Source organism: Paenarthrobacter sp. C1 (genome assembly GCF_049315185.1).
Lineage (GTDB): Bacteria > Actinomycetota > Actinomycetes > Actinomycetales > Micrococcaceae > Arthrobacter > Arthrobacter nicotinovorans.
Map to the genome: position 1 here is coordinate 3,182,041 of NZ_CP186052.1, position 26,150 is coordinate 3,208,190.

The window sequence follows — 26,150 nt, forward strand, 5'->3', positions numbered from 1 at the left end:
CGGCCATAGCCCGGAAAGGCGCGCCCCGCACCGCAGGACGCGCCTTTCTGCACTCGGCTCCGGGAGTCAGCCGCCCAGCAGTGCCCGGTGCGCTTCCCGCCGTCGTGCTTGTTCTTCGGGGTCCGGCACCGGCAAGGAGGCGATCAGACGCTTGGTGTACTCATGCTGCGGTGAGCCCATCACGTGGTTTCCGATCCCCTGCTCCACCAGTTGTCCCTTGTAGAGGACGCCCACCCAGTGGGACAGCATGTCCACCACTGCGAGGTCGTGGCTGATGAAGAGGGCAGCAAATCCGAACTGTTCCTGGATGTCCTTGAACAGGTCCAGTACCTTGGCCTGCACCGACACATCCAGCGCGGACGTCGGTTCGTCGGCGATCAGCAGCCGGGGGTTCAGCGCCAGGGATCGTGCCAGGGAGGCGCGCTGGCGTTGTCCGCCGGAGAGCTCGTGCGGGTACCGCTGCGCGTAAGACGCCGGCAACTGGACTGACTCGAGCAACTCGCCGACCTTTTTCCGCGCCTCAGCCGCACCTGGCTTGGTGTGGATCATCAGCGGCTCGGCGACGCACTCACCGATGGTGAGGTGCGGGTTGAAAGACGCTGCAGGATCCTGGAATACAAAGCCGATCTCCTTGCGCAGCGGCCGGAAAGTCCGCTCCTTGAAGTCCAGCATTTCGTAACCCAGCACCTTCAGGCTGCCGCCCGTTGTCCGGTTCAGGCCGGCGATGGCCCGTCCGATGGTGGACTTGCCTGAACCCGACTCCCCTACCAGGCCAAAGACCTCGTTCTCCGAAACAGTGAAACTGACATTGTCCACCGCTTTGAACCCATGCCTGCCGAAACGGCCCGGGTATTCAATGGTGAGGTTCTTTGCCTCCACCAGGACTTTTCCATCCTGGTGAAGCCTGCTGCGGGCTCCTTCGGAGGCCGAATGGCGGCCCAGGTGAGGCACTGCGGCGAGGAGTTTGCGGGTGTACTCCTGGCGGGGCTCGGCGAAGAGGACCTTCGAGGGTGCCTCCTCCACCACATCGCCCTGGTACATGACGACCACCCTGTCTGCCAGGTCGGCCACGACGCCCATGTTGTGGGTAATGAGCACAATGGACGTCCCGTAGTTGTCCCGCAGATCCCGGAGCAGTTGAAGGATCTCGGCTTGTACGGTGACGTCGAGCGCGGTGGTGGGCTCATCAGCAACGATCAGCCCCGGATCCAAGGCGAGCGCGGCAGCGATGACCACGCGTTGCTTCTGTCCTCCGGAGAACTGGTGGGGGTAGTAGTTGACCCGGGTCTCGGGGTCGGGGATGCCCACTTTGCGCAGTGCCTCGGTGGCTCTCTGTTTCGCTTCCTTGGCGGAGATGCGCCTGCCGTCGGATGAATGTGCCCGGATGCCTTCGGCAATTTGCCACCCGACGGTGAAGACCGGGTTCAAGGCGGTGGAAGGTTCCTGGAACACCATCGCCACGTCGCGGCCACGGATCTTGCGCAGCGCGGACTTGCTGACGCTGATGACGTTGTTGCCGTTGATCAGAACTGCGCCCGAGCTGATGGCTGTTTCCGGAAGCAGGCCAAGAATGGTCTTGGCTGTCACGGTTTTTCCGGAACCGGACTCCCCCACGATCGCGACTACTTCGCCGGGGTTCACCTCCAGGCTGACGTTCTTGACTGCGTGGACGTCTCCGCCGTCGGTGGCAAAGGTGACTTGCAGCCGGTCAATGGTCAGTACTGGCTGGCCTGTGGGTGCCTGGTCCGAAACCTGGCCAAGGTTGGTGGTCATGGTTTTCCTGCCTCTGCCGGTGTGGACGGCGTTCTTGGTGCGGATGGCGTTCCTGGTGTGGAGGTGCCACCTCCGGCACGTTTGCGTCCCCGGATACGGGGGTCGTTGAGGTCGTTGATGCTCTCGCCCACGAGTGTGAGGCCCAGGACAGTGAGCACGATCGCGATGCCGGGGAAGACACCTGTCCACCAGATACCGGAGGAGGTGTCTGCCAGTGCCTTATTGAGGTCGAATCCCCATTCCGCCGCGGAGGTGGGTTCGATGCCGAAGCCCAGGAAGCCCAGGCCCGCCAACGTGAGGATCGCTTCGGAGGCGTTGAGGGTGAACATGAGCGGCAGGGTCCGGGTGGCGTTCTTGAAAATGTGGCGCCCGATGATGCGCATGCTGGAGGCGCCAAGGACCTTGGCCGACTCAACGAACGGTTCGGCCTTGAGCCTGATGGTTTCGGCGCGGATCACCCGGAAGTACTGCGGAACGAACACCACAGTGATGGAGAACGCGCAAGAGAAGATACCGCCCCAGAAGCTGGACTGGCCACGGCTGATGACGATGGAAATGACGATTGCCAGAAGCAGGGTGGGGAAGGCATAGATGGCGTCGGCCACCACAACCAGTATCCGGTCCAGCCACCCGCCGAAGTACCCGCTAAGCAGTCCAAGGGCGACGCCGAGGAACAGTGACATGGCAACGGAGACAATAATGACCGTTACAGCGGTCTGCGATCCCCAAACGACACGCGACAAGACGTCGTAGCCGCCAACAGTGGTTCCCAGCAGGTGCTTGCCGCCCGGCGCTTGCTGGGTGGGGAAGGAACCAGATGCATCGCTGAGCTGGGAGTAGCCGTATGGCGCCAGCAGCGGCGCGAAGATACTTGTGAGGATGAACAGCCCGCTGAGGACGACGCCCACAACGAGCATGCCGCGTTGGAGCCCGACGCTCTTTTTGAGATGTGAGATGACCGGGAGCCGGGAGAAAAGCGGCTGCCTGGGCGGGGTGAGTGTGGGGGTGCTCATGGTCAGTACCTCACTCGGGGGTCGATGAGCGCGGCAATGATGTCCACGATGAAGTTGGTGACGGCCACGATGATGGCCAGCAGGACGACGATGCCCTGTACCGCGACGAAGTCACGGGCATTCAAGTACTGGACGAGCTGGTATCCGAGGCCTTTCCATTCGAAGGTGGTCTCCGTCAGGATCGCACCGCCCAGCATGAGCGCTATTTGCAGGCCCATCACGGTAATGATCGGGATGAGGGCCGGCTTGTAGGCATGCTTGGTCACGAGCCGGAACTCGCTGACACCCCGTGAGCGTCCTGCCTCGATGTAGTCCTTGCCCAGGGTCCCGATCACGTTGGTGCGGACCAGCCGCAGGAAGACGCCGGCGGTGAGCAAACCAAGGGCGATTGCGGGAAGGATGGCGTGGGAGACGACGTCGCCCAGTGCCGTGAAGTTGCCGCTGCGGATGGCATCAAGCCAGTAGATGCCCGACGGCGCCGCGAGACTGCTCATGGTCAGTTCAGTCCGCGTTGACGCACGGCCGGCTACTGGGAGCCAACCGAGCCACACGGAGAAGGTCAGCTTAAGCAGCAGCCCTGAGAAGAACACCGGCGTTGCGTAGCAGAGGATTGCAAAGAACCGCAGGAAGGCATCCGGGGTCTTGTCCCGGTGCTGGGCAGCGATGAGGCCGAAGGGGATACCGACGGCGAGCGCGACGATCAGCGCGTTGATGGAAAGCTCGAGCGTTGCTGCGCCAAAAGTGAAGAGTACCTCGACGACCGGACGCCGGTCCGTGATGGTGGTGCCGAAGTTGCCGGTGAGGAGCTGGCCCAGGTACTCGAAGTACTGCACCAGGACCGGCCGGTCATAACCGGCGTCGTGGATCCGCTGGGCCAGGACATCGGGAGGAAGCCGGCCACCCTGTGCTGCCGTGATGGGGTCGCCGATGACCCTCATCAGGAAGAACACGAGGGTCACCAAAATGAAGACGGTGGGGATGATCAGGAAGAACCGGATCACGATGTACCTGCCGAGTCCACCCCCGCCCTTGGACTTGCTCCTGGGAGCAACTACCCCGGGCTCAGCCTCGGGTACTTCTATAACTGTTGTCATTGTTACCTGTATTTCCTGCCCGTGGATTGCGCGGGATTGGCTGATACGCGCCGGCCACGATGGTGGTCAGCAAGGGAGGCGGGACACTGGATCAGTGGCCCGCCTCCCCCATCACAGAGCGTTGTTACTTGGACACGGTTCCGAGACGGAACTTGAAGGAAGGATCCAGCGTCTTGTCGACGCCGTTCACGCCGCTTCCGACAACAGCCACCTGGGCGCCTTGAAGCAGCGGCAGGGTGGAGATGTCCTTGGCCAGCGCGTTCTGGACGTCCTTGATGTCCGCCTCACGCTTGGTCTTGTCGGCCTCGGTGAGCTGCTTGGCAATGAGGTCGTTCACCGTGGGGTTGTTGTAGTGGTTCTTGAGGAATCCGCCGTCGGGGAAGAACGGGGTGAGGTAATTGTCGGCGTCGCTGAAGTCGGGGAACCACCCGAACTGGAACAGCGGGTACTCGTCGGCACGGCTTGCCTTGCTGTAGGTGACCCATTCAGTGGACTGAAGATTCACCGTGAACAGTCCGGACTTCTCCAGTTGCTCCTTGATCATGGCGTACTCGTCACCGGATGATCCGCCGTAGTGGTCCGGGTTGTACTGCAGGTTCAATGCCACCTTGTCAGTGATTCCAGCATCGGTAAGGACCTTCTTGGCCTTGTCCAGGCTGGGCTTGCCGGCATCGCCGTAGGCGTCCTTGAACGACTCGTTGGCGCCGAGGAATCCACTGGGGACGTTGGAGTACAGGGGCAGGTAGGTGCCCTTGTAGACCTGGTCGGCGATGGCCTGTCGGTCTACGAGGTTGGCCACGGCCTGGCGTACTGCCAAAGCCTTGGCGGGGTCCGCTCCGGTTGCCTTGGTTCCAAACGGCATGGTGTCAAAGTTGAAGGTGATGTAGCGGATCTCGCCACCCGGACCCGTCAGTACCTTGACCTTGGAGTCCTTGCGGAGATCGTCGATGTCCGTAGCGCTCAGGCTGCGGAAGGCGACGTCGATCGCTCCCTGCTGGATTTCCAGCTTCAGGTTGGTGGGGCTGGCGTAGTACTTGATGGTGGCTGCATCATTGGCCGGTTTCCCGAGGACGCCCTTGTAATCGGCAAAGGCTTTGAAGCTGACAAGTTCGTTCTTCTTGTAGCTGTCGATGGTGTACTGGCCGTAGAACGCGTTCGCCTTGATGATCTCGTCATCGGAGAGGATCTTGTCTGCCGGGAAGACCTCGTCATCGACGATCGGTGCGGCAGGGCTGCTGAGTATCTGGCTGAAAGTCTGATCGTTGGCGTTCTTGAGCTTGAAAACCACGGTGGTGGCATCGGGCGCGCTGACGCTGTCGATGTTCGTCAACAACGATGCCGGTCCGGCAGGATCATTGATGGCCACCTGGCGGTCGAAGGAGAACTTCACGTCCTTGGAGTCCAATGTGTGGCCGTTGGCCCACTTGAGCCCGGATTTGAGCTTGACGGTGTACTCGGAAGGGGCCGTGAAGGACGATGACTCGGCGAGGTCCGGTACGGGTTCCGCGCCACCCGGCTTGGAATTCAGGAGGAAGGAGTAGACCTGGTTCATCACCATGAATGAACCGTTGTCATAGGAACCCGCGGGGTCCAGTGATGTGACTTTGTCTGTTGTGCCGTAGGCGATGGGGCCTGCGGCCGCCGGAGCAGACGAGGAGCCGCCACCGGAGGGGCCCGTGCATGCCGTTAAGGCGAATGCGGAGATGCCCGCCAGCGCGATAGCGCCGTGCAGGGCCTTCTTGTTCAGTGCCATCTGGTGAACCTTCTGTTCGATGGATTCGATGCTCCGCCGTGGGATATTTGTGACGGAGCACACTCTTAGTGCCTCGATTCAACCAGACTTCGAAGCCCGCGAACCCCCGTTTTGGTGATTTGAGACACAAAATTTACTTTCCAGTAGCTTCCCCAGGCACTACGGGAGCATTGCCGGACAGGTGGGACAGGAATATGGTTTATCCCGGGTGCTCAACCGCTGGATCACACGTCGAAAGTCAGGCTCATGGAAAAGGCAGCCCTTTGTGTGGGGATCAACAAATTCAAGTACCTTCCGGAGTCCAGCTGGCTTCACGGCTGTGTCAACGATGCCGAGGATCTGGCCGGCCTGCTCGAGGAAAGCTACGGATTCCCAGCATCACAGGTCACCGTTCTGAGAGATGACAAAGCCACCAAAAAGATGGTTCTGGCGGAGGTCAACAAGCTGGTGGACGCGGCGGTCGAGGGCACCATCCAGCAGATCGTGTTCACCTTCTCCAGCCATGGCACGCAGATTCCGGATACCGGTGGCGACGAAGACGACAGCCTTGATGAGGCCTTTGCCTGCCACGACATCAACGATGCCGGTGACTCCTGGGACCCCGGAACGGTCATTTCAGACGACGAACTGGCTGCCGTGTTCGGCCGCCTTCCTGATGGCGTCCTGATGGATGTGCTGCTTGATACCTGCCACAGTGGTACCGGGCTGAAGTCGCTGGACCTGATTCCCGGCCGTCGCCCGCGCTTCCTGCCTGGACCAACGCCCCGGGCCGTCATGGCGAACGAGGACCTGGAGACCCGGACCCTGCGCGATATTGTCAAGACCGCCAAGTTGTCCACGCCGGTCCTCATGGCAGCCTGCAGATCCGACCAAACCGCAGCGGATGCCCTGATGGAAGGCCGGTACAACGGCGCGTTCACGTACAACCTCGTTAAATCCCTGCGCAGCGACGGAGGCTTGGGGCGGGCTGACCTCCTCAAAGAAGTGAGCAAGGGATTGAAGGCCGGCGGCTTCGACCAGGTGGCGCAGCTTGAGGCGTCGAGGGCTGCGCGCAAAGCGGCCTGGGGAGCTTGAGTTCAGTTCCCGCATCAGGTCCCTGCCGTTCCGGCCTGCCTAGTCCCCCGTGCCGTGGAATTTGTTGCGCACCCCGGATGAGGCCGCTTGCTCGGCTTCGTGGTGCTGGTCGGAACCGAACAGCTGGCCCTGCCGTTCCCTGTCCATGACGGGTTTGAGCGCGGCATAGACGAGGCGGCCACCGGCGTCGAACCTCAACAGTCCTCCTCCACGGACGTCAATGAAGTCCCGCCCGGTCTTCACCCCAAGGCGGACATAGGCTTCCCTTCGGCTCATCCGGACCGTCTGGATGAAGGATGCTCCGATCTCGGAAATGATGAACCCGTCCGGCGATACGCGTTCGGACGTCCGGACCCGGGTGGAACTCAGGGGTGTGCGCCGCTCGAGACGGGCGGCCTCCAGGAGCCGCGGGTTCTCCCACACGAAGCGCTGTACTTCCTGGGGGTCTGATCCCAGTGCCGAGAGGCGGATCGGGTAACGGAGCCCGCTGTAGTTCTCAACCCCGCTGATGTTGTTCAACGAAACCCGGCGGATGCCGATTGCGGAAAACTCGGTTTGGAGTGCTTCCCGGTATCCATGGACATCGTCAGGAACCATGTCGAGGTCGGCGGCTATGATTCCGCGCAGAAGATCGCGCCAGGAAACATCCACCGGCGGCATGTAGGACAGGCCCCGGATCACCATGCGAAGGATCCTGGTTGCCACAATCGAACCGGACTCGGCCTTTTGCTGGAGGCTGTGGAACCCGCCGTAGCGGGCATTCCTTTCGGACCATAAGCGCTGGACGGCCCGGAGCACCGCACCCACCACGACAGCACCCCGCGCGTGGGGTTCGGGGAGCAACTGCCAGCCCTCCGGCGCGGCACCGACGAACGGCTCGCGCAGTGGCCCACGGGCAAAGAGATCGCGGGCGAAGTCAAAGAGCGAGCGCATCAGCACTGCGTCATCAACGGTCTGGCCCGCTTCGAAACCTCCTGCCGCGGCTTCGAGCTGCCGGTACACAACTTCCTTGGAAGAGAACACGGAGAGGATGGCCACGATGTCGGCCAAAGCCTCGTGCATGGCCAGCTGTTCCATTGTGGCCATCTGGTCCGCCCAGGCCGGCCTGAACCCATCCAGGATCGCGTGTGTCACCTCATGGGCAACAATGTCGCGGTACAGGGCAGTCGGGACTTTGTATCCCATCCGGTCCACGGATCCGAAACGGATGATGTTGGTGCCCCGCTCGTACCCGGTGTCTGTTGCGGTGACCAGGTCACGGGCTTTGAGCACCACACGCCCTTCGGGGTTCCACGGCATGCGCCTGCCCAGGGTGGTTTCGAAGATTTCCAGCGTGCTCATCGCGACACCGTAGACGTGCTGGGCCAGGAAGCGGGTGTCGTCCAGGAGCTCGCGCAGGCCGGCCGGCGGTGGTTCGGAAATCAAACGCCAAGGATCTCCCGGCTGCGTCAGGCTCACCGGGGATACGGTGGTCCCCCGCCACTTCCGGATATGGATGGCGTAGCGGTGGCCCGTGGGACCGCGCCGCAACCGTTCAACCGGTATGCGTACCTGTGCCGTCAGCGGCGCACCCCCGGCGGGGGCTATCGGCCCCTCAGCAAGGATGGTCAAGGAGACCATCTGCCCGGCTTTGATGTCTCCCGGGCTCTTCTTTGGAAATGCCACAGTCATCGCCGTCCCGAATGCGGACCCCAAACACCGCAGCGGAAACGCTGCTTAGCCCAGTATGGAGTCGGGGCATTCGGGAGGCAATGGCTCTTAGAGGGCTACCCGCTGAAGTGAGCGCGCGGCGTCGATGGTTGCCTGCCCCAGGACCCTGCTGCCTTGGTAGAGAACCACGGTCTGGCCGGGAGCCACGCCACGCAGGGGGTCGGTCAGGGTGACGACGAGCTGTGCCCGTTCCACGCCGGACCCGTCCTCGACGGCTTCCACGTGCGCGACTGCGGGGACGGGATCGCCGTGGGCACGGACCTGGGCGTGGCATTCGAAGCTGGCGCCGGTGGCGACCTCCGGGATGGGCAGGCCGGCCCAGGAGACCTTGATGCCGCGGATCTCGTCGATCGCCAGCAGGGCTTCGGGGCCCACGACTACCTTGTTTTCCTTGGGACGGATCTCGAGGACGAACCTGGGCTTGCCGTCAGCAGCCGGAGTGCCCAGCTTCAGCCCGCGGCGCTGCCCGACGGTGAAGGCGTTGGCGCCAGGGTGCTCGCCGACCTTGGCCCCGGTTTCATCAACGATGTCACCGGTGGTCATCTCGATCTTTTCGGCCAACCAGCCCCGGGTGTCGCCGTCGGAGATAAAGCAGATGTCGTGGCTGTCCGGCTTGTTGGCCACGGACAGGCCGCGCCGCTCAGCCTCGGCACGAACTTCTGCCTTGGAGGGCGTGTCCGCCAGCGGAAACATGGAGTGCTTCAGCTGCTCATGGGTCAGGACGCCCAGGACATAGCTCTGGTCCTTGGCCCAGTCGGCAGCACGGTGGAGTTCACGGTTGCCGTCAGCGTCTTCGATCACCTTGGCGTAGTGGCCGGTGCAAACAGCGTCGAAACCAAGGGCGATCGCCTTCTCCAGCAATGCCGCGAACTTGATGCGCTCGTTGCAGCGCATGCACGGGTTCGGCGTCCGTCCGGCGGCGTATTCGTCGATGAAGTCCTGGACGACATCTTCCTTGAAGCGCTCGGAGAAATCCCACACATAATAGGGAATTCCCAGGACGTCGCAGGCCCGCCACGCGTCACGGGAATCCTCAATGGTGCAGCAGCCCCGGCTGCCGGTGCGAAGGGTCCCCGGCATGCGGGACAACGCGAGGTGGACCCCCACGACGTCGTGCCCTGCCTCAACGGCTCGGGCGGCGGCCACGGCGGAGTCCACTCCGCCGCTCATTGCTGCAAGTACTCGCATGCTGGCTTTCTGGATCAAGGGATGTGGCGGCCTGTCCGGCTTTTGACGGCCGTGGACGCCCATCCATTCTAGCGTGCGATACCACGCCAGAGCTAAATCCTTGTGATTGACCCACCCTCGGATTCCGATCCTTCGGCTCTTTCGGCCAGCGTCGCCAGGTTCCGTCGCTGCGAAGGGGCAGCGCCGCCGTCGTCCTCGTAGATGGTGGCGTCAGCGAGATCGCGCCCTGCGATGTACCCGAAAGTCAGGGCCGGTCCGAGATTAATGCCTCCTGCGGGGTAATGGCCGCCCATGACTGAGGCCTGGTCATTACCCGCGACATAAAGGCCGCCGATGGGTTGGCCATGGGTGTCAAGGACGCGTGCCCGGGAATCTGCTGCGAGGCCGGCAAAGGTACCGAACGAACCGGGGACAATCCGGACAGCATAGAACGGACCCTTCTCCAAAGCACGCAGCGAAGGATTGGGCTTGTTTCCGGGATCGCCGCCATAGCGGTTGAATTCACTGCTGCCACGTTGGAAATCGGGATCAATGCCCTTGCGGGCGTTGTCATTGAATGCCGCGACGGTCTCTGCCAGTCCTTGCGGATCGATGCCGCATGCCGCAGCCAGCTCCTCGAGTGTGTTGCCTTTCTTCAGGTAACCGGAGCGCAGGTAGGGAAAGAGCGGCACGGGAAGGGGCTTGGCCATCCCCAACGGGAACCTTCGCACGAACGCTGCATCAGCGATCTGCCACGCTTCGACCGGTTCACCTTCAGGAGTGGCGTTGAACATGCCCTGGACGTAGTCGTAGTAGCCCTGGGCCTCGTTGACGAATCGTTTGCCGTCCCGTCGGACGCCGATGCTGCCCGGTTTTGCCCGGTCCATGATGTGCGGGAACGTTCCGGTGCGTCCATTAAGGTATGGGACCAGGGAGACAGGACACCAAGCGGCCGGCGACTCAACGTCGGTCTCAAACCGGGCACCCACTGCCTGTGCCATGGAAATGCCGTCGCCGGTGGTTTCTTTTGGCGCCAGTGTCCAGTGCTCCCGGCCCGTGGGCGTCTTCGGGAACAATGTCTTGCGGCGGGCGACGTCATTGGGGAAGCCTCCGGCCGCCAGGACGACGCCACGGGAGGCGTTGATCTGCAGTTCCCCTTGGGGAGAATCGACGACGGCGCCCGCCACCTTTCCCGAGGCATCCGTCACCAGCCGTTTGGCCGGCGTGGAGACGCGGATCTCCACACCAAGGTCATCAGCGGACTTCAGCAGCCTGCCTGTGAGCGCGGTTCCGTTGACCAACTGCATGTTCCGCCGGTGTGTAACAAGATCGAGCAGATGGAAGGCAACCCGCCAGCCGGCGTGGAAGATGCCTTTGACGTTGCCTCGGGAGGCGGAGAGGAATTTGCGCAGATCCGGACCCGCCATGACGCCCATTCCAAGGAATGAGGTTTCGTAGAGCTGGTGGCGCATCATCGCGCGGAGCCCGGGCCTGATGTTGCGTGCGTTGAACGGCTTGGGCCCGACGGAACGGTGCCCGGTGCCCGCTCCTGGTGTGTCGCCGTAGATGTCTTTGATCTCGGTACCGGGTACGAACTGCAGGCTTGTCTTGTCCTGGAAGAACCCCACCATGTGGGGCACGGCTTCCAGGAAAGCCTCCACCCTGTCCTCTTGGTAGTGGTTTCCGAGCCGGTGGCGCAGGTAGGTGCGGAACTGTTCGCGGTCCTCCACCACGCCATCTGATTTTGCCAAGGGATTTCCGGGGGTCCAGGCCCAGCCGCCGGACCAGGAGGTAGCGCCGCCACAGACGTCGGCCTTTTCGACAACCACCACCTTCAGCCCGTGATAGGCGGCGGTCACAGCTGCGGACAGGCCGCCCGCGCCGGAGCCGATGACCAGGACGTCGCAGTCCACGGCGGGCAGGGCAGAGGAGGAATCCAGGGGTGTATTCATGTTCAGTGCTTTCTCAGTGGAAGTAGGTGTCAGAGTCCAGGCGGGGCGCCGCGCCGGTTTCGAGTGCGTCGATCGCAGCCATGTGCTGCTGGTTCAGGCGGAAATTGAAGACATCCAGGTTTTGCTGTTGGCGTTGGCTGTCTGCCGATTTGGGTACCGCTACCCGGCCGTGCTGGACGTGCCAGCGCAGCACGATCTGGGCTGGAGTCTTGCCCAGTTCCTTAGCGGGACCGTCGACTGCCGGGTGGCTAAGGAATCCGCCGCTTCGTCCCAGCGGACTGTAGGCCGCAGTGACTATCCCGTGTCCGCGGTGGTAGGCCAGCTGATCGGGTTGGCCGTGCTCGGGGTCGACTTGCACTTGGTTCAACGGAACTGCCAGGCCTGCCCCCTGGACAGCCTTCAGGTGCGACGGTTTGAAGTTGGAAACACCCCAGGCCCTGATGGAACCGTCGTCGACGAGGTTTTGCAGTTCTTCGCAGGCGTCGACGTATCGACCTTGGGCCGGGTTGGGCCAGTGAACCAGGAACAGGTCCAGGTATTCGGTCCCGAGCTGCTGCACCGAATTGTCGAACGCCTCCCGCACCCCGCTCCGGCTATGCCACCGGGTGTTGAACTTGGTGGTGAGGAACAGCTCCGACCGGGCGATGCCGCTGCGACGGATGCCCTCCCCTACAGCCGACTCGTTGGCGTAGTTTTCTGCTGTGTCGATGTGCCGGTAGCCGTTGCTGATGGCCTGGGACACTGCCGCGGCGGCGTCCTCGCCCCTGAGTGGCCAGGTTCCCAGGCCGATCAGGGGTACGCGGACGCCATTGGCGAGTTCCGTCGTCGTGGTCTCTGTGCCCTTGCAGGTCATTTTGCACCTGCCGTATCGGGAGAGCCGCTTGGCTGAAGGCTGCAGCCCCGGGTCAGCACGGCGTCAACCCCTGCCCTCAGCAGGCGTGCCCAGCCGGCATCCCCGAGTTCGGCGACCCGCCGGTCCGAAGGTACCTCCACACTGACCGGAAGAATCGCCGGTAATACTGCAACCGCGGCCGCGAGGTCGAACTCGCCCTCGCCGGGTATGCCCCTCTCCGAGCGGGATTCGGTGACCAGTCCATCCCGGGTCCCGGGTCGGGCAAGCGGCCCATCGCACAACTGCAGGAGCGGCACGAGGTCGGCGTTGGCGCGCAACGCGTCCCACTGCCTGGCTGTGCCCGGACCGTTGTATCGGTTGAAGTGCAGGGTGTCCACCACGATCCGACAACCAGCCTGCCGTGCGATGTCTGCGGCCTGGGCGATCGAGGCTACGGGCTGGTAGGAGATCGCCTCCAGCGTGGGGGTGATCCCGAATCCGCGGCCGTCCTCTGTCATCCGGGCAAGTGTTCCGACCAGTCGGGCGGTGTCCGGATCGGCACCGGCAACGGTGATGGAGCTCGCCTCCAGGGCCTGGGCCGCTTCCATCATGCGCAGCCACGTGTCACGTTGGTCGGTGCCGTCGAGCAGAAGGAACTCGATGTCCCGCACGGTCACGCCCGTGTCTTTCATCCGCGACAACGTTTCGCGCAGCATCCGCGACCCCGGCTGAAGGTCGTAGGGGCTTTCAGTCGGTGTCACGGGGCGGACCCGGAGTCCAACGAAATCGAAACCCGCCACGGCGGCAACGTCCACCAAGGCAGGAGGCGGGGTGTGAAGCAGGGACAACTGGGCCAGGCCGATCGGCCTGTGCACGTTTCGGGTCATCGCTTTGTTCCGTTCAGTGTCAGTTCGTTGGTGGCGGCTGCGTCTGCAGCGAGCAGGAAGGCGATCCGCTGGGCCGCGTCGTAGCCGCTCTTGACGGCGTTGGAGGCAATGGCCGGCGTCTGGTCCACGACGGTTCCGGCCAATGTCACAGGCACTCCGGCGACGCGGCTCAACTCTGCGTCCCGGATGTTTCGGGGAATAGTGCTGTCCAAGGGAGCGACGGACCGTGACACCAGGAGCGGTCCGGGCGCGTCGAGCCATTCGCCTCCGGCAGGGAGGTCCGGTCCGCTGATCCGGACACGGCCCCCGTCGAACTCCTCGATGACGACGCCGAGGCGGATCCGCACCCGGGGGTTGGCTTCAAGCCGGGGCACTGCCAGGATTTTGGCGCGGCGCCCCGACTCGGGGGCGATGGCCTGCTGCGGGCCGATCAACAGGACGGCAGCCCCCCGGTCTGCCAGTGTGTCCGCCACACTCATGGCCACCGAATCGGCACCCCAGATCGTCAGGGCTTCGGGTACGTCGCTTACGTCCTCGGTGCCGCCCTCGAGCACTTCCAGGTGGGCGGCGAGCCAGTCGCGCACGTCAAGGACGTTGGACATGTCTCCGCCATTGAAGCCCGCCTCGGGTCGGAGCCCGCCGGTGGCCAGTACGACGGCGTCTGCCGCGGTGGCGCGGACCACTCCGCCAAGGTGCGCAGTGTCCACGTGCGAACGCAGGCGGACCTCGATGCCGAGCCGGGCGTTCTCCTTCGCTGACCATTCAGCGAAGCGGTGGAAGTCCGGGGTGGATTTCATCCTTTCCGCGAGGGCAAACCGGCCACCCGGGCGGACGCCGTCGTCGAACAAGGTCACCTTCGCTCCTGCTTCGGCGAGTTCGCGCGCGGCAGTGAGACCTGCGGGTCCGGCGCCCACAACCACCACGCGGGACCCCTCTCGGACAGAGGGCGTCGGTACGGGAACACGGGAGCGACCCACCGCCGGGTTGACTGTGCAGGTCACCTGGCCGAGGCCCAGGTTGTCGATGCACACGTTGCAGGCGATGCAGGGCCGGTAACGCTCGTCGCGCAGGACGCCGCCTACGAACCCCGGGTCGGCATGGATCGCCCGGGCAAGGCTGACGAAGTCGCAGCTGCCGTCCCGGAGTACCTCTTCGATAATGGCCGGCGAGTTCAAGCGGCCGGCCATGCCCAAAGGAAGACCAAACTGCCGGTACGCCTTGGCATAGCCTGCCAGGATTCCCGGCTTCCACTCCCCGGACTGCACGATCCATTCACCGGCCTCATAGCTCCCGGCGGAGATGTCCAGAAAGTCCAGATGCTCCAAGTGGGCCTTGGCGATGATGGCCACCTGCTGTTCGGCGGTGATGCCGTCTGCAGGTCCCTCCACGACGGAGACGCGCATGCCCACCACAGTGTCCGGGACGGCTGCCCGCACGGCGTCGATGACGAGGTTCACGAACCGCTCCGGAGCCGCGAACTCGTCCGTGCGGTGGTTGGACAGAGGAGACATGAACTGGTGGATCAGGTAGCCGTGGGCGCCGTGGATGTTGATCACGTCGAAGCCTGCGGCCACCGCCCGGCGTGCGGCCTGCGCGTAGGCTTCCACCAGCTCATGGCAGTCCTCGACAGTGAGTTCACGGGGAACCTCGCCACCTGCAACTTCGCACGCTACCGGTGAAGGGGCAAGGTTCTTATGCCCCGAGACCGCAGCCTGCGCGGTTCGCCCACCGTGGTTGAGTTCGACGGCGGCGAGCGCACCTTCGGCGTGCAATGCGTCAGTGAGCCTCCGCAGGTCCGGGATCATGGCGTCGCTGTGCAGTCCGAGCTGGTGGGTTCGGCCCTTTCCGTCCGCGCGAACGTATGTCGCTTCGGTAGTCACCATGCCGAGTCCGGCCCTTGCCCGGGTCACGAGGTAATCGATGTACTGATCGGTGATCCGCCCGTCAGTGGTGCCGTAGTTGCGTTCCATGGGCGCGGAGGCCAGGCGGTTCCGGAGGATTTTCGGGGTGCGGCCGTTGCGGCCAAGTGCCAGGGGGCGGGCTGAATAGCGTGTTGTTTGTTCCATGGGTGTTCCTTAGCCTGCAAGTTCTGCGGGTGCTCGTGTGCCTGCAGGCGCGTGGTCGAAGCGGACGGGGACTCCCGTGCGCGATGATTCGTAGACCGCCAGCAGTATCCTCAGTGCTTTCGTCGCATCCCGGCCGGTGATTGCCGGGTCGTAGCCGTTCCGGAGTGCCCGGACAAAGTCGCGGACCTGGGCGGTGTGGTGTGGGATCAGCTGGCCGTTGATCGTAGCCAGGCTGACGTTCGGGTCAACCCCGCTCGGGAAGACGGGTTCGGAGGAGATCGTCCCGGCCGCGGCCCACAGGTCCACCCGTCCGTCGCTGCCTTCCGGGAATTCAGTCAGGGAAGCCGAAGCTCCGGTTTCTCCTGTGATCCGGATCTGGACGCCCAGGCTCGGGGACACCGCCGTCGAAGCTTCCAGGGTGGCGATGGCCCCGGAAGCGAACGTGATGACCGCAGTCGCGGAATCTTCCACTTCGATGTGGCCGCTGTGTTTGAAGGTGTTGATCTTGCCGTAGACCTCGGCCACTTCTCCCATGAACCACTGCATGAGGTCGATGTAGTGGATGGCCTGGGTCATCAGCACCCCGCCACCGTCGCTGGCCCAGGTCCCGCGCCAGGCGTCCCGGGAGTAGTACTCAGGCTCGCGGTGAAGCATCACAGAACAACGGCCCATGATGGGCCGGCCAAGGGTGCCGTCGTCGATCGCTGCGCGGATGCGTTGCGCGGCCGGCCAGAAGCGTCGTTGGAAGAGGACTCCGAGCCTGACGCCGGCGTCGTCGCAGGCTTTGACCATGCGTTCCGCTGAGGCCAGGTCCGTGGATATGGGCTTCTCGCAGAGCACGTGGACTCCCGCGGCAGCGGCCTGGAGCACCACTTCCTCGTGGGTGGGGTGCGGCGTGCACACCGAGATAACGTCCACCCCGAGACCGAGGAGCTCCGGAACACTGTGCACTGCGGCTGGGATTCCCCAAGCTTTGGCAGTGTCCCGGGCGCGCTGGAGGTCCACGTCGCAGACGCCGACTATGACGGCGTCTGCAAGGGCGTTGAAGGCTTCCAAGTGGTTGCGTGAGATTGCGCCGCATCCTGCGATTCCGATGCGCAGGGGTTCGGCGGTAAGAGGTGATGGTGTGGTCATCAGCGGGGCTAACTTTCTGGTACTGGCCGGAGTTCGTGGTGCGCTCCAGCCGGAGGCGTGCGACGGGGTCAGTAGGGCTGGGTCAGTAGGGCTGGGTCAGTAGCTTGCCCGACCGCCGGACAGATCGAAGACGAAGCCGGTGGTGTAGGACGCCGCGGGCGACACGGCGAATTCGATGAGGGCAGCCGCTTCGGCAGGAGTTCCGAACCTGCCCATGGGGATCTTGGCAGCCTGCGCCGCCTGCTGTTCTGCCGGCACTTCGGCGAACAGCGGGGTCACCACATTGCCCGGAGCGAGCGCATTGACGGTGATGCCGGACAGGGCAAACTCCTTGGACAGTGACTTAACCAGGCCCAGGATCCCCGCCTTGCTGGCGGAGTACGCCGGCATGTTGACAACGCCTTCCTTGCCCGCCGTCGAGGAGATATGGAGCAACCGGCCGTATCCTGCCTGGGCCATACCGGGCAACACGGCCTTGGAGACAATGAAGGCGCCCGTCAGGTTGATCCGCATGATGCGTTCGAAGTCCTCGACAGATGTTGCGGCTGCCGGGGCAACGGGGCCGAGGATCCCGGCGCAGTTGACCACGGCATCGAGGCCTCCCATGCCCAGCACCGCCGCGGAGACCGCGGCGGCAACCGATGCCGGGTCTGTGACGTCCACGGCGACATCCCCTACAGGTGACAAGGTGCTTGCAGGTGACGAGGTGCTTGCAGGTGACGAGGTCCTTGCTCCGGCAGGCCAGGTGGGCGATGGCAGGTCCGCACCCATGACTGTGGCGCCGGAAGACCTGAGGCGTTCAGCCGTCGCCAGCCCGATTCCGCTGGCGGCCCCGATGACCAGGCAGCGGGACTCGGCGATAGTGGTTGGCGCACGGTAACCCATGACTAACTGACCTCCCGTCGAAACGTGGCCAGCATGCCCTCGGCGTCGGCGGGAATGCCCGTGAAGAGCTCGAAGGCTGCGGCAGCCTGGCCCACCACCATGCGGCCGCCGTCCAGGACTTTGCAGCCCTTGGCACGGGCTGCCTTGATCAGTTCGGTTTCGAGCGGCCTGTAGATTACGTCGGCTACCCACAGCCGGGAGTGGATCACATCGGGGTCGATGGGCAGTCCAGGGTGGCCCGTCATGCCGATCGGCGTTGAGTTCACCAAACCGGTGGCTGTCCTGATGCTTCCGGCGACGGCATCCGTTCCGTCCACCGATAGCCGGCTGTCCGGAAAGTGCGGGGACAACCGAAGGGCAAGGGCTTCGGCCCTGGCCGGCTCAATGTCGGAGATCACCAAGTGCCTGGTTCCGTTGCGGAGCAGACCGAAGGCCACCGCTGCCCCGGCTCCCCCAGCCCCGAGAAGCACTACGGAATCGGTGGCAGCCGTTGGGAGGCCGGCGTGGAGACCCGCGATGAAACCGGTGTGATCTGTGTTGTGCCCGACGGCCTTGCCTTGGTGAAAGGTGATGGTGTTGACGGCACCGAGGATCCGGGCTTCCGCGGAGAGTTCGTCCAGGCCGTCCTGCACCAGCTGTTTGCTCGGATGGGTGACATTCAGGCCGTCGAATCCCAGATCGGCTGCCTGCCTGACGAGCGCTGCAGAGTTTTCCGCGGCTTGTCCTATGACGTCCAGATCGATGACGCGGTAGGTGTAGTTAAGTCCCAACCGGTCGGCTTCCGTCTCGTGCAGGCCCGGAGTGAGGGACCCGGCAATCCCTGAGCCAAGCAAACCCACCAGGAACCGATGGTTGCCATCGCCGTCGTGCCGGAATCCACGGGGGTCCGCCAGTGTTCGCTGGTTCATGCCCGTGACTTATCGGCAATTGCGGCAGGGGCTGTCTTCTTCAGTCCGAGCATGGCCGTTGGCGTCTTGAACGTCTCCGGTGCCAGCAGCGCGGCGACGGCCGAAATGGCGCAGGCCACGGCGGCGAATGTTGCGACGGGAACCCAGTTGCCTTTGTCGCCACCGATCAGCAATTCGGAGATGACGGGTGCGAATCCTGCCAGGAGCAGTCCGAACATCAGGCTGATGGCCATGCCGGAGTAGCGGACCTTCACCGGGAACTGCTCCGGGAAGTATGCGGGGTAAATGGAGTTGGACCAGGTGTACGCAACGCCGATCAGGAGGATGCCCGTGACGAAGATCAGCGGAAGGTTTGCTGCGGACAATGCCATGAAGAACAGGAAGATCATGCCGATCTGCAGCACCAGGCCGGAGACGAAAACGGGTTTGCGGCCGATCCGGTCCGAGAGGATGCCGGCCAATGGGCCCATGGCCACAGCGGCAAGGTTGGCGACGGCAATGACTGTCAGCATCAGGCCCTTGTCAACGCCGACGACGGAGGTGGCGTAGGACAGGGCAAAGACGTTGATGATGGTGTTGATGATGGTGAACAACGACATCGCGGTGACGCGGGTGACCGTGATCCAGTGGTGCCGGAACAGCGTGACGAGCGGAACCTTGACGACTTCGTCCTGGGCTTTGGCTTCCTCGAAAACGGGAGGCTCTTCCAGCAGCCGCCTGAGTACGAAGGCAATGACCGTAACGACAGCGCTGGCGAGGAACGGGACGCGCCAGCCCCACGCAAGCAACTGGTCTTCCGGCATCGACGCGACGGGGATGAACACCAGGGTTGAGAGGACGATGCCGAACATGATTCCGCTCATGGTCCAGCTGGTGTAGAAAGCCCGCTTGTTTTCGGGTGCGTGCTCAAGGGTGAGGGAGCTTGAGCCCGGTGATTCACCGCCGGCGGACAGGCCCTGGATGAGACGGAGCGCCACAACCAGGATCGGCGCAGCCATTCCGATGTCGTTGTACGTGGGCAGGCAGCCGATGAGGAACGTTGAAGCGCCCATGAGCAGGAGGGTGAGCAGCAGGATCCTTTTGCGGCCGAATTTGTCACCCAGGTGGCCGCAGATCACCGCACCCAGCGGGCGGGCGATGTAGGCAACCCCAACGGTGGCGAAAGACAGCAGCATCGCCGAGGGGCCGGGTGCGAAGAACAGCTTGCCGAAGATCAGGGCTGCCGCAGAGCCGAAAATGAAGAAATCGTAGTACTCAAGTGCGCTGCCAACGAACCCTGAAACTGCTGCGATTTTCGCGTTGTTCTTGGTTTGTGCTGGCGCCGATGTCGACACTGACATGGTGTTCCCTTCTGGTAACGGGACCGTTGGCAGCGTCGGGCGGGCCGGCTGCGGAACGGTTTGCCGCGCTTGGTGCGGCTTCTCCATCCAGTGTGGGGGCGATCACTTAGTGTGTCCACGACTAAATTGATCTATAACTATGCTGAAAACCAACTAAATGATGTGCGGTGGCCTTGGGATCTCCGGGAATATCTCTTCGATGATTGCGAGCACGGCCGCAAGCACGGAGGAATCGTTTTCCTCCGACCAAGCGATGGAGTGATTCATGAAGTGCCGTGGCGGGTCCAAGGCAATGTAGGTGGCGCCGGAGGGGATGATCCCGGATATCCCGTTGCTCATGAGTGTCACCCCCACTCCTGCGGCCACGAACGTCAGCACCATGTAGGGGTCCGAGAGCTCCTGGACGATACGCGGGCGGAAGCCGGCCGCCATGCAGGATGCGAGCATCACTTCGGTCATGGAGGACGAACCATCCAGTGGCGGAGAGATGAAGTCATCGGACGCCAGTGCCTGCAAAGGGATGGATTTTTCCTGCGCCAGCGGATGATCCAATGGCACTACCGCGCCGACTTCCTCGCTTGCAACCAGCCGCGTCACCACCCCGGGGACAGGAGCGTCAGGAAGGCCGACAAAGGCGAGGTCCAACGTGCCGTTTGCCACGCTGGCCAATCCGTCCGTGGTGCGGACACTGCTGATGAGGTCCATCGTGATGTCCGGATGGCGCCTCCTCACGGCACGGGTCAGTGGCGGGAGGGTCAGATGGTTGACCGCTCCGGAGAATCCGATCCTGATGTTGCCCCTGACGCCTTCAATTTCGGCCTGCGCCGCTTCCCGGGCCAGACGCATTTCCTGAAGTACCCGGTACGCGCGCGGCAGGAGGGCATACCCGGCAGATGTCAAGGCAACGCTGCGGGTGTTGCGTTCAAAAAGGCGGGACCCCAGGTCCGCCTCGAGCTTCCGGATCGTCTGGCTCAGCGGTGACTGTGAAGTATGCAGGCGCTGCGCGGCACGGCCGAAATGGAGTTCTTCGGCGACGGCGACAAACGCTTCCAACCAGCGGATCTCTGTCATGACTTCAGAATGTACCCTCTGCACCGTCCAACAGGGTGCAGGCTTCGAGCACACACAAGCCGGCTCGCCAACGACCCGGACATTCCCCTCGACGAATTCCTGCCTGGATGGACCGACGGTAGTGGCGGCTTAGGCCACACCCCGCCGGGCGACAGTCGCCGCTGTCTGGATGGAGGACTCATGACCTGCCATCCCTGCTTGCCGCGCCCTGGAGCAAGCTTCCGGAAGTGCCTTCAGAAGGGCTTCAACATCAGCTTCAGTGGACGTGTGTCCAAGCGTGAAGCGCTGGGCACCACGGGCGGTGTCCTCGTCCAGTCCCATCGCGAGCAGGACGTGCGAGGGCCGCGGCACTCCGGCCGTGCACGCCGAACCCGTTGAGGACTCAACGCCTGCCAGGTCAAGCAGGAACAGCAGTGAATCGCCTTCGCAGCCAGGGAAGGTGAAGTGGGCGTTGCCGGGAAGCCGGCGCTCACCCGTGGCGCCACGGAGCACGGCGTCTGGAACAGCTTCAAGGACTCCCCGGATGAGAGGGTCACGCAACGCCGCCAGTCGATCCCGCTCCTCTGGCAGCTTTGCGGTGACGGCTTCTGCTGCAGCGGCGAAAGCGGCGACCGCGGGGGTGTCCAAAGTGCCGGAGCGTACGTCCCGCTCCTGCCCTCCCCCGTGCTGGACAGGAGTCAGCTTCACCGCCCTGCCAAGGAACAGTGCACCAACACCGACTGGGCCGCCCAGCTTATGTCCCGACACGGACATGGCAGACAGTCCCGAGGCCCGGAAATCGACGGGAACGGATCCGAAAGCCTGTACCGCATCCGAGTGGACCGGAATGCCGTGCGGCCTGGCAAGCTCCACGATGTCGGCGACCGGCTGGATGGTGCCAACCTCATTGTTGGCCCACATGACCGTTACCAGGGCAACCGATTCGGGATCCCGGCTGATCTCCTTTTGGACGACGTCAAGCCGGACCGCGCCTTCGCTGTCCACAGGAAGCCACGTAACGTCCGCCCCTTCGTGGCGCTCAAGCCATTCGACGGTGTCCATGACCGCATGATGCTCGACGGCGGAACAGAGTATCCGGGTCCGGCGGCGGTCTTCGTCACGGCGGGCCCAGTAAAGTCCCTTGACGGCCAGGTTGTCGGCTTCTGTCCCACCCGAAGTGAAGATGACTTCCGAAGGATGGGCCCCCGCCGCGGCGGCGAGCGTTTCGCGGGCGTCCTCGACGGCGCGCCGCGCCCTGCGGCCGGCACCGTGGAGGGAGGACGGGTTTCCCGTCTTCGCCAACTCGCGTGTCATGACGGCGAGCGCTTCCGCCGAAAGCGGCGTGGTGGCGGCATGGTCAAGGTATACAGGCACCTTGCCATTCTACCGATGCCGCGCCCCGGCGCTCAGTGTCGTCCCACTACGACGGCGGAACCACCGCCAGCTTCGTCTCGACCTCGGCCCGGGCCTTGGCCAGGGAAGCGTCATCCGGACAGGCCAGGGAGATATACACCGAAGATGCGGGAGCGCTGAAAAGCCTGGCCAGCACCACCACTGGACTGCCGCCTGAGGCTGCGGAGGACTCCAACGCCAGGAACTCCACGCTGCGAACCGGTTTATCGGAGTCCTGACCCCACCGCAATGTGGCAGGCTTCAGTTTCTCCACGTCAATTCCCGCATCAAGGTAATGAAAGAGTCCCTTGGTGGAGGCAACATCGTCACCTGCCACAACCAAGGGGCCCTGGTTGACGCTGACACGTGCTGCGAGCGTGCACCCGTCTGCTTTCTTGAACCGGGCCTCGCCCTGGAGGCCTGAGTGCACCACAGACCAGCCCGGCACCTCCTCCAGCTTGCTCGACACCGTCACAGGATCACCGGGAGCCAAAGTGCCCCCCGCCGCCAACGGCAAGTCCTTCGCGGCCACGGCCTCTGCATCATGCCCTGGCGTGATGGTTGGAGTGGCGAGAGTGGATTGCGACGGCGCCGGTTTCGGCGCTGAAGGGTCGGGTACGTTCACGCTGCAGGAAGCGAGCAAGACGCCCACGGTTCCCAGGGCAACTGACCCCGCCAGCCGCCGTCGAACGCTAAACGCCAACTGATGCTCCCGCCTCTATGCCCTGCCGCCTGACTGCGCCCTGCCGCGTCCGAGTCTAGCCGCCCGCAAGGAATCCTCCGCTTGGGCAAGGCAATCTAGGCAAGGACGTGCAGCGCAAGCGGAAGGACATCGATGTCCACCGGCAACGCCGCAAGCCGTTCACCGTCCGCGTAGGCCACCACTCCCTCTGCCTCCAACCGGACCTCACGGACGCGGCGGATCATCACCTCGCGCCTGCCCGTGTGCTTGCCCGCAAAGACCTTCGGAAAAATGGAAAGGAATTTCAGCCGCGACAACGGCTCCACCACGAAGAGATCAAGCCAGCCATCATCCGGCAAGGCATCCGGGGTGATGCGCATGCCACCGCCGATGGATTGCCCGTTTGCCACGGAAATAAGCAACGCCCGCTGGTTCCAACTCACACCGTCAGCACAGACCCTGTATTCAATCCGGCGAAAAGACCCAAGCTCCCTCAGCATGGCCAGGTTGTAACGGCTTTTCCCCCGCGGCCAGCGCCAGGAGTTGGCGCGCTCGTTCACTGCGGCATCGAACCCGGCCGACAGCACCCCCGCGAAATAGGTGATCTTCCCTCCTGCCCTGACCCTGCCGACGTCCATCCTCCGTCCGCCCTCCGCCATGGCGTCCAGGACCCGCCGGCATGCACCAGCGGGACTGTTCAACGGCAAAGCCAAAAGCCTGGCCACGTCATTGCCCGTTCCACTGGGAATGATCCCGAGCGGCACCTCCAGGCCTGCGAGCGCGTTGACGCCCAAGTGGATCATTCCGTCACCACCTACCACTACCAGCGCCGCCACCTCCTCATCAGAGAACAGCGCCTGTCGCACCAGCGCACCCAAGGGCTCATAGCCGCCGGCCTGAAGAACGACGACGGTCCAACCGGCGGCGCGAAAATACTCTGCGGCCTCGTCCCCCGCCCCGCGGGACCTGCCAAAAGAAGCCGCCGGGTTTACGGCCAGCACAATCTTTCCTTGCGCCACGGAGGGCCGGGAACGTTCCGGAGGAGTCACAGCCCGAATTATGCCAGCCGGGGAACCACGCGCCCCCGTGCCGACGTTCACATAGTGGCTGGATAAACTTGCCAATACCGCCCCGATGGAGCGGCCGTCATCACTAGAGAAGGGCCCGTGCTTGGCCGAGGGCAGCAGTTCGCACTATCAGGTTCTCCGAGTAGCCGTCACCGCGACGGACAAAGAGATCAAAGTGGCCTACCGCAAGGCTGCCCGGAAAGCCCACCCCGATCACGGTGGAGAGGCAGAGATGTTCCGGCGCGTAACCCTCGCGTACGAGACACTCATCGACCCCCGGCGCAGGGCCGAGTACGATCGCCGTTATGCCAGCGGTACCACCGAACGCGCCCAGGCCCGGCCCGGAGACTATTCGGGCACGGCGGCGCCAGGACCTTCGGCAAGCACCAACGTCAAGCGGCCTCCAACGCGGCGCAACACTGCCGGCGATCCACCGGTCTACGTTCCCGCCTTCGACGACCCCAACGAAGTCCCCCTTGTTTCGGCAGCCGAAGCGGCCCAACAAGTCCACGGCCTCCCCCGCAAACGCGGAATCTTCGGCGCCGAGGCCCGCATCCAACGGGAAATGCGCACGGTGCAGCTCATCAGCCGCCAGGTCCTCCCGGCCATCCCGGCCGCCCGGCTGATAAACGGCCTGCGCTCGCCGTCGGACAACAACCACATCGACCACGCTGTCCTGTCCGGCTACAGGCTGGCATTGGTTGGTTCCATGCTGCTGCCCAAGGGCGCATACGCCTGGGACGGACATTCATTGCGCCATGGCGGCCGCTCGGTCGCTCCCCCGCAACTAGCCCACATTGTCCGCCACATGCAGGACATCTTCCCGGAGTTGAACGTCACCGGCTGGGTAGTCCTGCACAGCCCCGACGGCAACCTGCATGAGCCCGTCATTGATCATTACGGCAAGGGCCAGGGCAGCGCCGTCGAGATTGTCAACGGCGCAGGTCTTGTCCGTGGCCTGAAGCAATTCCTGGGTTCGGGACCCGCGCCCAACACGGTTGTGGTTCCCGTGTTGGCCAGGCTGCTTCGGGGTATGCACTAGCTCCTGGCATGCCCTGGCTCCCGGCCTGTGTCAGGTGTCCAACACACGCCTGACTAAGATGGGACGGTGTTCCGCATCCTCTTCCACACTCCAGAAATCCCGGGCAATACCGGCAACGCCATTCGGCTCGCCGCCATTACGGGCGCCGAGCTTCACTTGGTGGAGCCCCTCGGTTTCGATTTTTCCGATGCCAAGCTTCGGCGGGCCGGCCTGGACTACCACGACCTCGCTGTCGTCACAGTCCACAAAGACATCGAGGCCGCCTGGGAAGCCCTGCAGCCCGAGAGGGTCTTCGCCTATACCTCCGACGGCGAGACGTCCTATACAGACATCGACTACCGCCCTGGTGATGTGCTGATGTTCGGACCCGAATCCGTGGGCCTGCCGGAATGGCTCAAACGGGACCCGCATGTCACTGCACGGGTACGGCTCCCCATGAGGCCGTCGTTGCGCTCGCTCAACCTTGCCAATGCCGCCTCCATCGCCGTTTTCGAGGCATGGCGGCAGAACGGTTTTGCCGGCGCAAAGGTGTAGCCCATCCACGGCGGCCACAGCACCGAATACCTTACGCAGGGACAATCCTGTCAGGGACATTCATTGAGGGAGCCTCCGTGAGCGCGTTGCAGACCAGGGCCTTAACACAACACGGCCATATCGCCGCACCCGCAACGCGACCCCGCAGTGCTGCCGGATTCAGACGCGACAACATATGCTGGACTGTAATGGACACCCCCAACAACCCCGGCCCACCGGTCTTCGAAGCTACCAGCACTGCCACTGACCTCAATACGCAGTTGACCGGCCTGCTTGAGCTGGTGGCAGCAAGAGACCAGCAGGCATTCGCCGAGTTCTATGCACTGACCTCGCGGCGTGTTTTCGGCATGGCCAGGCGCGTGCTCATAGACCCGGACCTCAGTGAGGACGCCACCCAGGAGGTTTACATCCAGGTGTGGCAGGGTGCGGCCAATTTCGACCGCAGCGCGGGAACGCCGCTTGCGTGGCTCATGACCATCGCCCATCGCCGGGCCATCGACCGTGTGCGGGCTGTCCAGGCAGCCACAGACCGCGAGGCCCGCTACGGCGCCGCCAGCCAGGACCTGGACCGGGACCTGGTGGCCGAGGAAGCAGACAGCAACCTCGAGGCCGAAGCCGTCAGCCGCTGCCTCGGTACCTTGACGGACACCCAGCGTGAATCCGTCCGTCTGGCCTATTATGGCGGGCTGACCTACCGGGAAGTGGCTGAACATCTCGGCGCGGCCGTGCCGACCATCAAATCGCGCATCCGCGACGGATTGCTGCGCCTGAAGACCTGCCTGGGGGTGGGCTGAT

General features: G+C 63.7%; 22 protein-coding genes. 4 read left to right on the plus strand and 18 right to left on the minus strand.

The window, feature by feature from the left end; all coding sequences use genetic code 11:
• Positions 1-66 precede the first annotated feature (66 nt).
• The 4 genes from ACNAOU_RS14880 to ACNAOU_RS14895 all read right to left on the minus strand — a co-directional run bounded on the left by ACNAOU_RS14880 (position 67) and on the right by ACNAOU_RS14895 (position 5,633).
• Positions 67-1,773, minus strand: a complete 1,707-nt coding sequence (locus ACNAOU_RS14880; protein ID WP_189075180.1) for an ABC transporter ATP-binding protein — start codon at positions 1,771-1,773, stop codon at positions 67-69.
• Positions 1,770-2,786: an ABC transporter permease gene (locus ACNAOU_RS14885; RefSeq protein ID WP_189075181.1), complete on the minus strand. Its 1,017-nt coding sequence runs from the start codon at positions 2,784-2,786 to the stop codon at positions 1,770-1,772. The genes ACNAOU_RS14880 and ACNAOU_RS14885 overlap by 4 nt, the downstream gene beginning before the upstream one ends.
• A gap of 2 nt (positions 2,787-2,788) precedes the next feature.
• Positions 2,789-3,880: an ABC transporter permease gene (locus tag ACNAOU_RS14890; protein WP_018776455.1), complete on the minus strand. Its 1,092-nt coding sequence runs from the start codon at positions 3,878-3,880 to the stop codon at positions 2,789-2,791.
• 124 nt (positions 3,881-4,004) lie between these two features.
• The gene (locus ACNAOU_RS14895) at positions 4,005-5,633 is read right to left on the minus strand and encodes an ABC transporter substrate-binding protein (protein WP_026266945.1); all 1,629 of its coding nucleotides are present in this window, start codon (positions 5,631-5,633) and stop codon (positions 4,005-4,007) included.
• Positions 5,634-5,900: 267 nt separating this feature from the next.
• Between ACNAOU_RS14895 and ACNAOU_RS14900 the strand changes: the two genes are divergently transcribed.
• Complete coding sequence (locus ACNAOU_RS14900) at positions 5,901-6,707, plus strand: caspase family protein (RefSeq protein WP_229778548.1); 807 nt, start codon at positions 5,901-5,903, stop codon at positions 6,705-6,707.
• 39 nt (positions 6,708-6,746) lie between these two features.
• Here the strand turns inward: ACNAOU_RS14900 and ACNAOU_RS14905 are convergent, their stop codons facing one another.
• The 14 genes from ACNAOU_RS14905 to ACNAOU_RS14970 all read right to left on the minus strand — a co-directional run bounded on the left by ACNAOU_RS14905 (position 6,747) and on the right by ACNAOU_RS14970 (position 23,761).
• A complete protein-coding gene (locus ACNAOU_RS14905) occupies positions 6,747-8,372 on the minus strand; it encodes a hypothetical protein (RefSeq protein WP_146230279.1) in 1,626 nt (541 codons plus the stop codon).
• 93 nt (positions 8,373-8,465) lie between these two features.
• The gene (mnmA, locus tag ACNAOU_RS14910; RefSeq protein WP_229778574.1) at positions 8,466-9,587 is read right to left on the minus strand and encodes a tRNA 2-thiouridine(34) synthase MnmA; all 1,122 of its coding nucleotides are present in this window, start codon (positions 9,585-9,587) and stop codon (positions 8,466-8,468) included.
• A gap of 110 nt (positions 9,588-9,697) precedes the next feature.
• Positions 9,698-11,536: an FAD-dependent oxidoreductase gene (locus ACNAOU_RS14915; RefSeq protein ID WP_422757150.1), complete on the minus strand. Its 1,839-nt coding sequence runs from the start codon at positions 11,534-11,536 to the stop codon at positions 9,698-9,700.
• 13 nt (positions 11,537-11,549) lie between these two features.
• Positions 11,550-12,389 carry an aldo/keto reductase gene (locus ACNAOU_RS14920; RefSeq protein WP_422757151.1) on the minus strand — a complete coding sequence of 280 codons (840 nt, stop codon included), beginning with the start codon at positions 12,387-12,389 and terminating at the stop codon, positions 11,550-11,552.
• Positions 12,386-13,255, minus strand: a complete 870-nt coding sequence (locus tag ACNAOU_RS14925; protein WP_422757152.1) for a sugar phosphate isomerase/epimerase family protein — start codon at positions 13,253-13,255, stop codon at positions 12,386-12,388. The genes ACNAOU_RS14920 and ACNAOU_RS14925 overlap by 4 nt, the downstream gene beginning before the upstream one ends.
• A complete protein-coding gene (locus ACNAOU_RS14930) occupies positions 13,252-15,321 on the minus strand; it encodes an FAD-dependent oxidoreductase (protein WP_422757153.1) in 2,070 nt (689 codons plus the stop codon). Before ACNAOU_RS14930 ends, ACNAOU_RS14925 begins: the two co-directional genes overlap by 4 nt.
• Before the next feature lie 9 nt (positions 15,322-15,330).
• Positions 15,331-16,455, minus strand: a complete 1,125-nt coding sequence (locus ACNAOU_RS14935; RefSeq protein WP_422757154.1) for a Gfo/Idh/MocA family protein — start codon at positions 16,453-16,455, stop codon at positions 15,331-15,333.
• A gap of 96 nt (positions 16,456-16,551) precedes the next feature.
• A complete protein-coding gene (locus ACNAOU_RS14940; RefSeq protein WP_082499719.1) occupies positions 16,552-17,340 on the minus strand; it encodes an SDR family oxidoreductase in 789 nt (262 codons plus the stop codon).
• Between the two features lie 2 nt (positions 17,341-17,342).
• The gene (locus tag ACNAOU_RS14945) at positions 17,343-18,248 is read right to left on the minus strand and encodes a shikimate dehydrogenase (RefSeq protein ID WP_018776467.1); all 906 of its coding nucleotides are present in this window, start codon (positions 18,246-18,248) and stop codon (positions 17,343-17,345) included.
• The gene (locus ACNAOU_RS14950; RefSeq protein WP_210077069.1) at positions 18,245-19,588 is read right to left on the minus strand and encodes an MFS transporter; all 1,344 of its coding nucleotides are present in this window, start codon (positions 19,586-19,588) and stop codon (positions 18,245-18,247) included. Before ACNAOU_RS14950 ends, ACNAOU_RS14945 begins: the two co-directional genes overlap by 4 nt.
• 153 nt (positions 19,589-19,741) lie before the next feature.
• Positions 19,742-20,659: a LysR family transcriptional regulator gene (locus tag ACNAOU_RS14955; RefSeq protein WP_422757155.1), complete on the minus strand. Its 918-nt coding sequence runs from the start codon at positions 20,657-20,659 to the stop codon at positions 19,742-19,744.
• Between the two features lie 129 nt (positions 20,660-20,788).
• Entirely contained in the window at positions 20,789-22,012 is a 1,224-nt protein-coding gene (locus ACNAOU_RS14960) for a cysteine desulfurase family protein (RefSeq protein ID WP_422757156.1), read from the minus strand.
• Positions 22,013-22,058: 46 nt separating this feature from the next.
• Positions 22,059-22,655, minus strand: a complete 597-nt coding sequence (locus tag ACNAOU_RS14965; RefSeq protein ID WP_422757157.1) for a hypothetical protein — start codon at positions 22,653-22,655, stop codon at positions 22,059-22,061.
• Positions 22,656-22,828: 173 nt separating this feature from the next.
• Positions 22,829-23,761, minus strand: a complete 933-nt coding sequence (locus tag ACNAOU_RS14970) for a diacylglycerol/lipid kinase family protein (protein WP_422757158.1) — start codon at positions 23,759-23,761, stop codon at positions 22,829-22,831.
• Between the two features lie 121 nt (positions 23,762-23,882).
• Between ACNAOU_RS14970 and ACNAOU_RS14975 the strand changes: the two genes are divergently transcribed.
• The 3 genes from ACNAOU_RS14975 to sigK all read left to right on the plus strand — a co-directional run bounded on the left by ACNAOU_RS14975 (position 23,883) and on the right by sigK (position 26,149).
• A complete protein-coding gene (locus ACNAOU_RS14975) occupies positions 23,883-24,821 on the plus strand; it encodes a J domain-containing protein (protein ID WP_422757159.1) in 939 nt (312 codons plus the stop codon).
• Between the two features lie 66 nt (positions 24,822-24,887).
• Positions 24,888-25,355, plus strand: coding sequence for a tRNA (cytidine(34)-2'-O)-methyltransferase (locus tag ACNAOU_RS14980; RefSeq protein WP_039242162.1), 468 nt, complete (start codon positions 24,888-24,890; stop codon positions 25,353-25,355).
• A gap of 77 nt (positions 25,356-25,432) precedes the next feature.
• A complete protein-coding gene (sigK, locus tag ACNAOU_RS14985; RefSeq protein WP_144401306.1) occupies positions 25,433-26,149 on the plus strand; it encodes an ECF RNA polymerase sigma factor SigK in 717 nt (238 codons plus the stop codon).
• Position 26,150 lies beyond the last annotated feature (1 nt).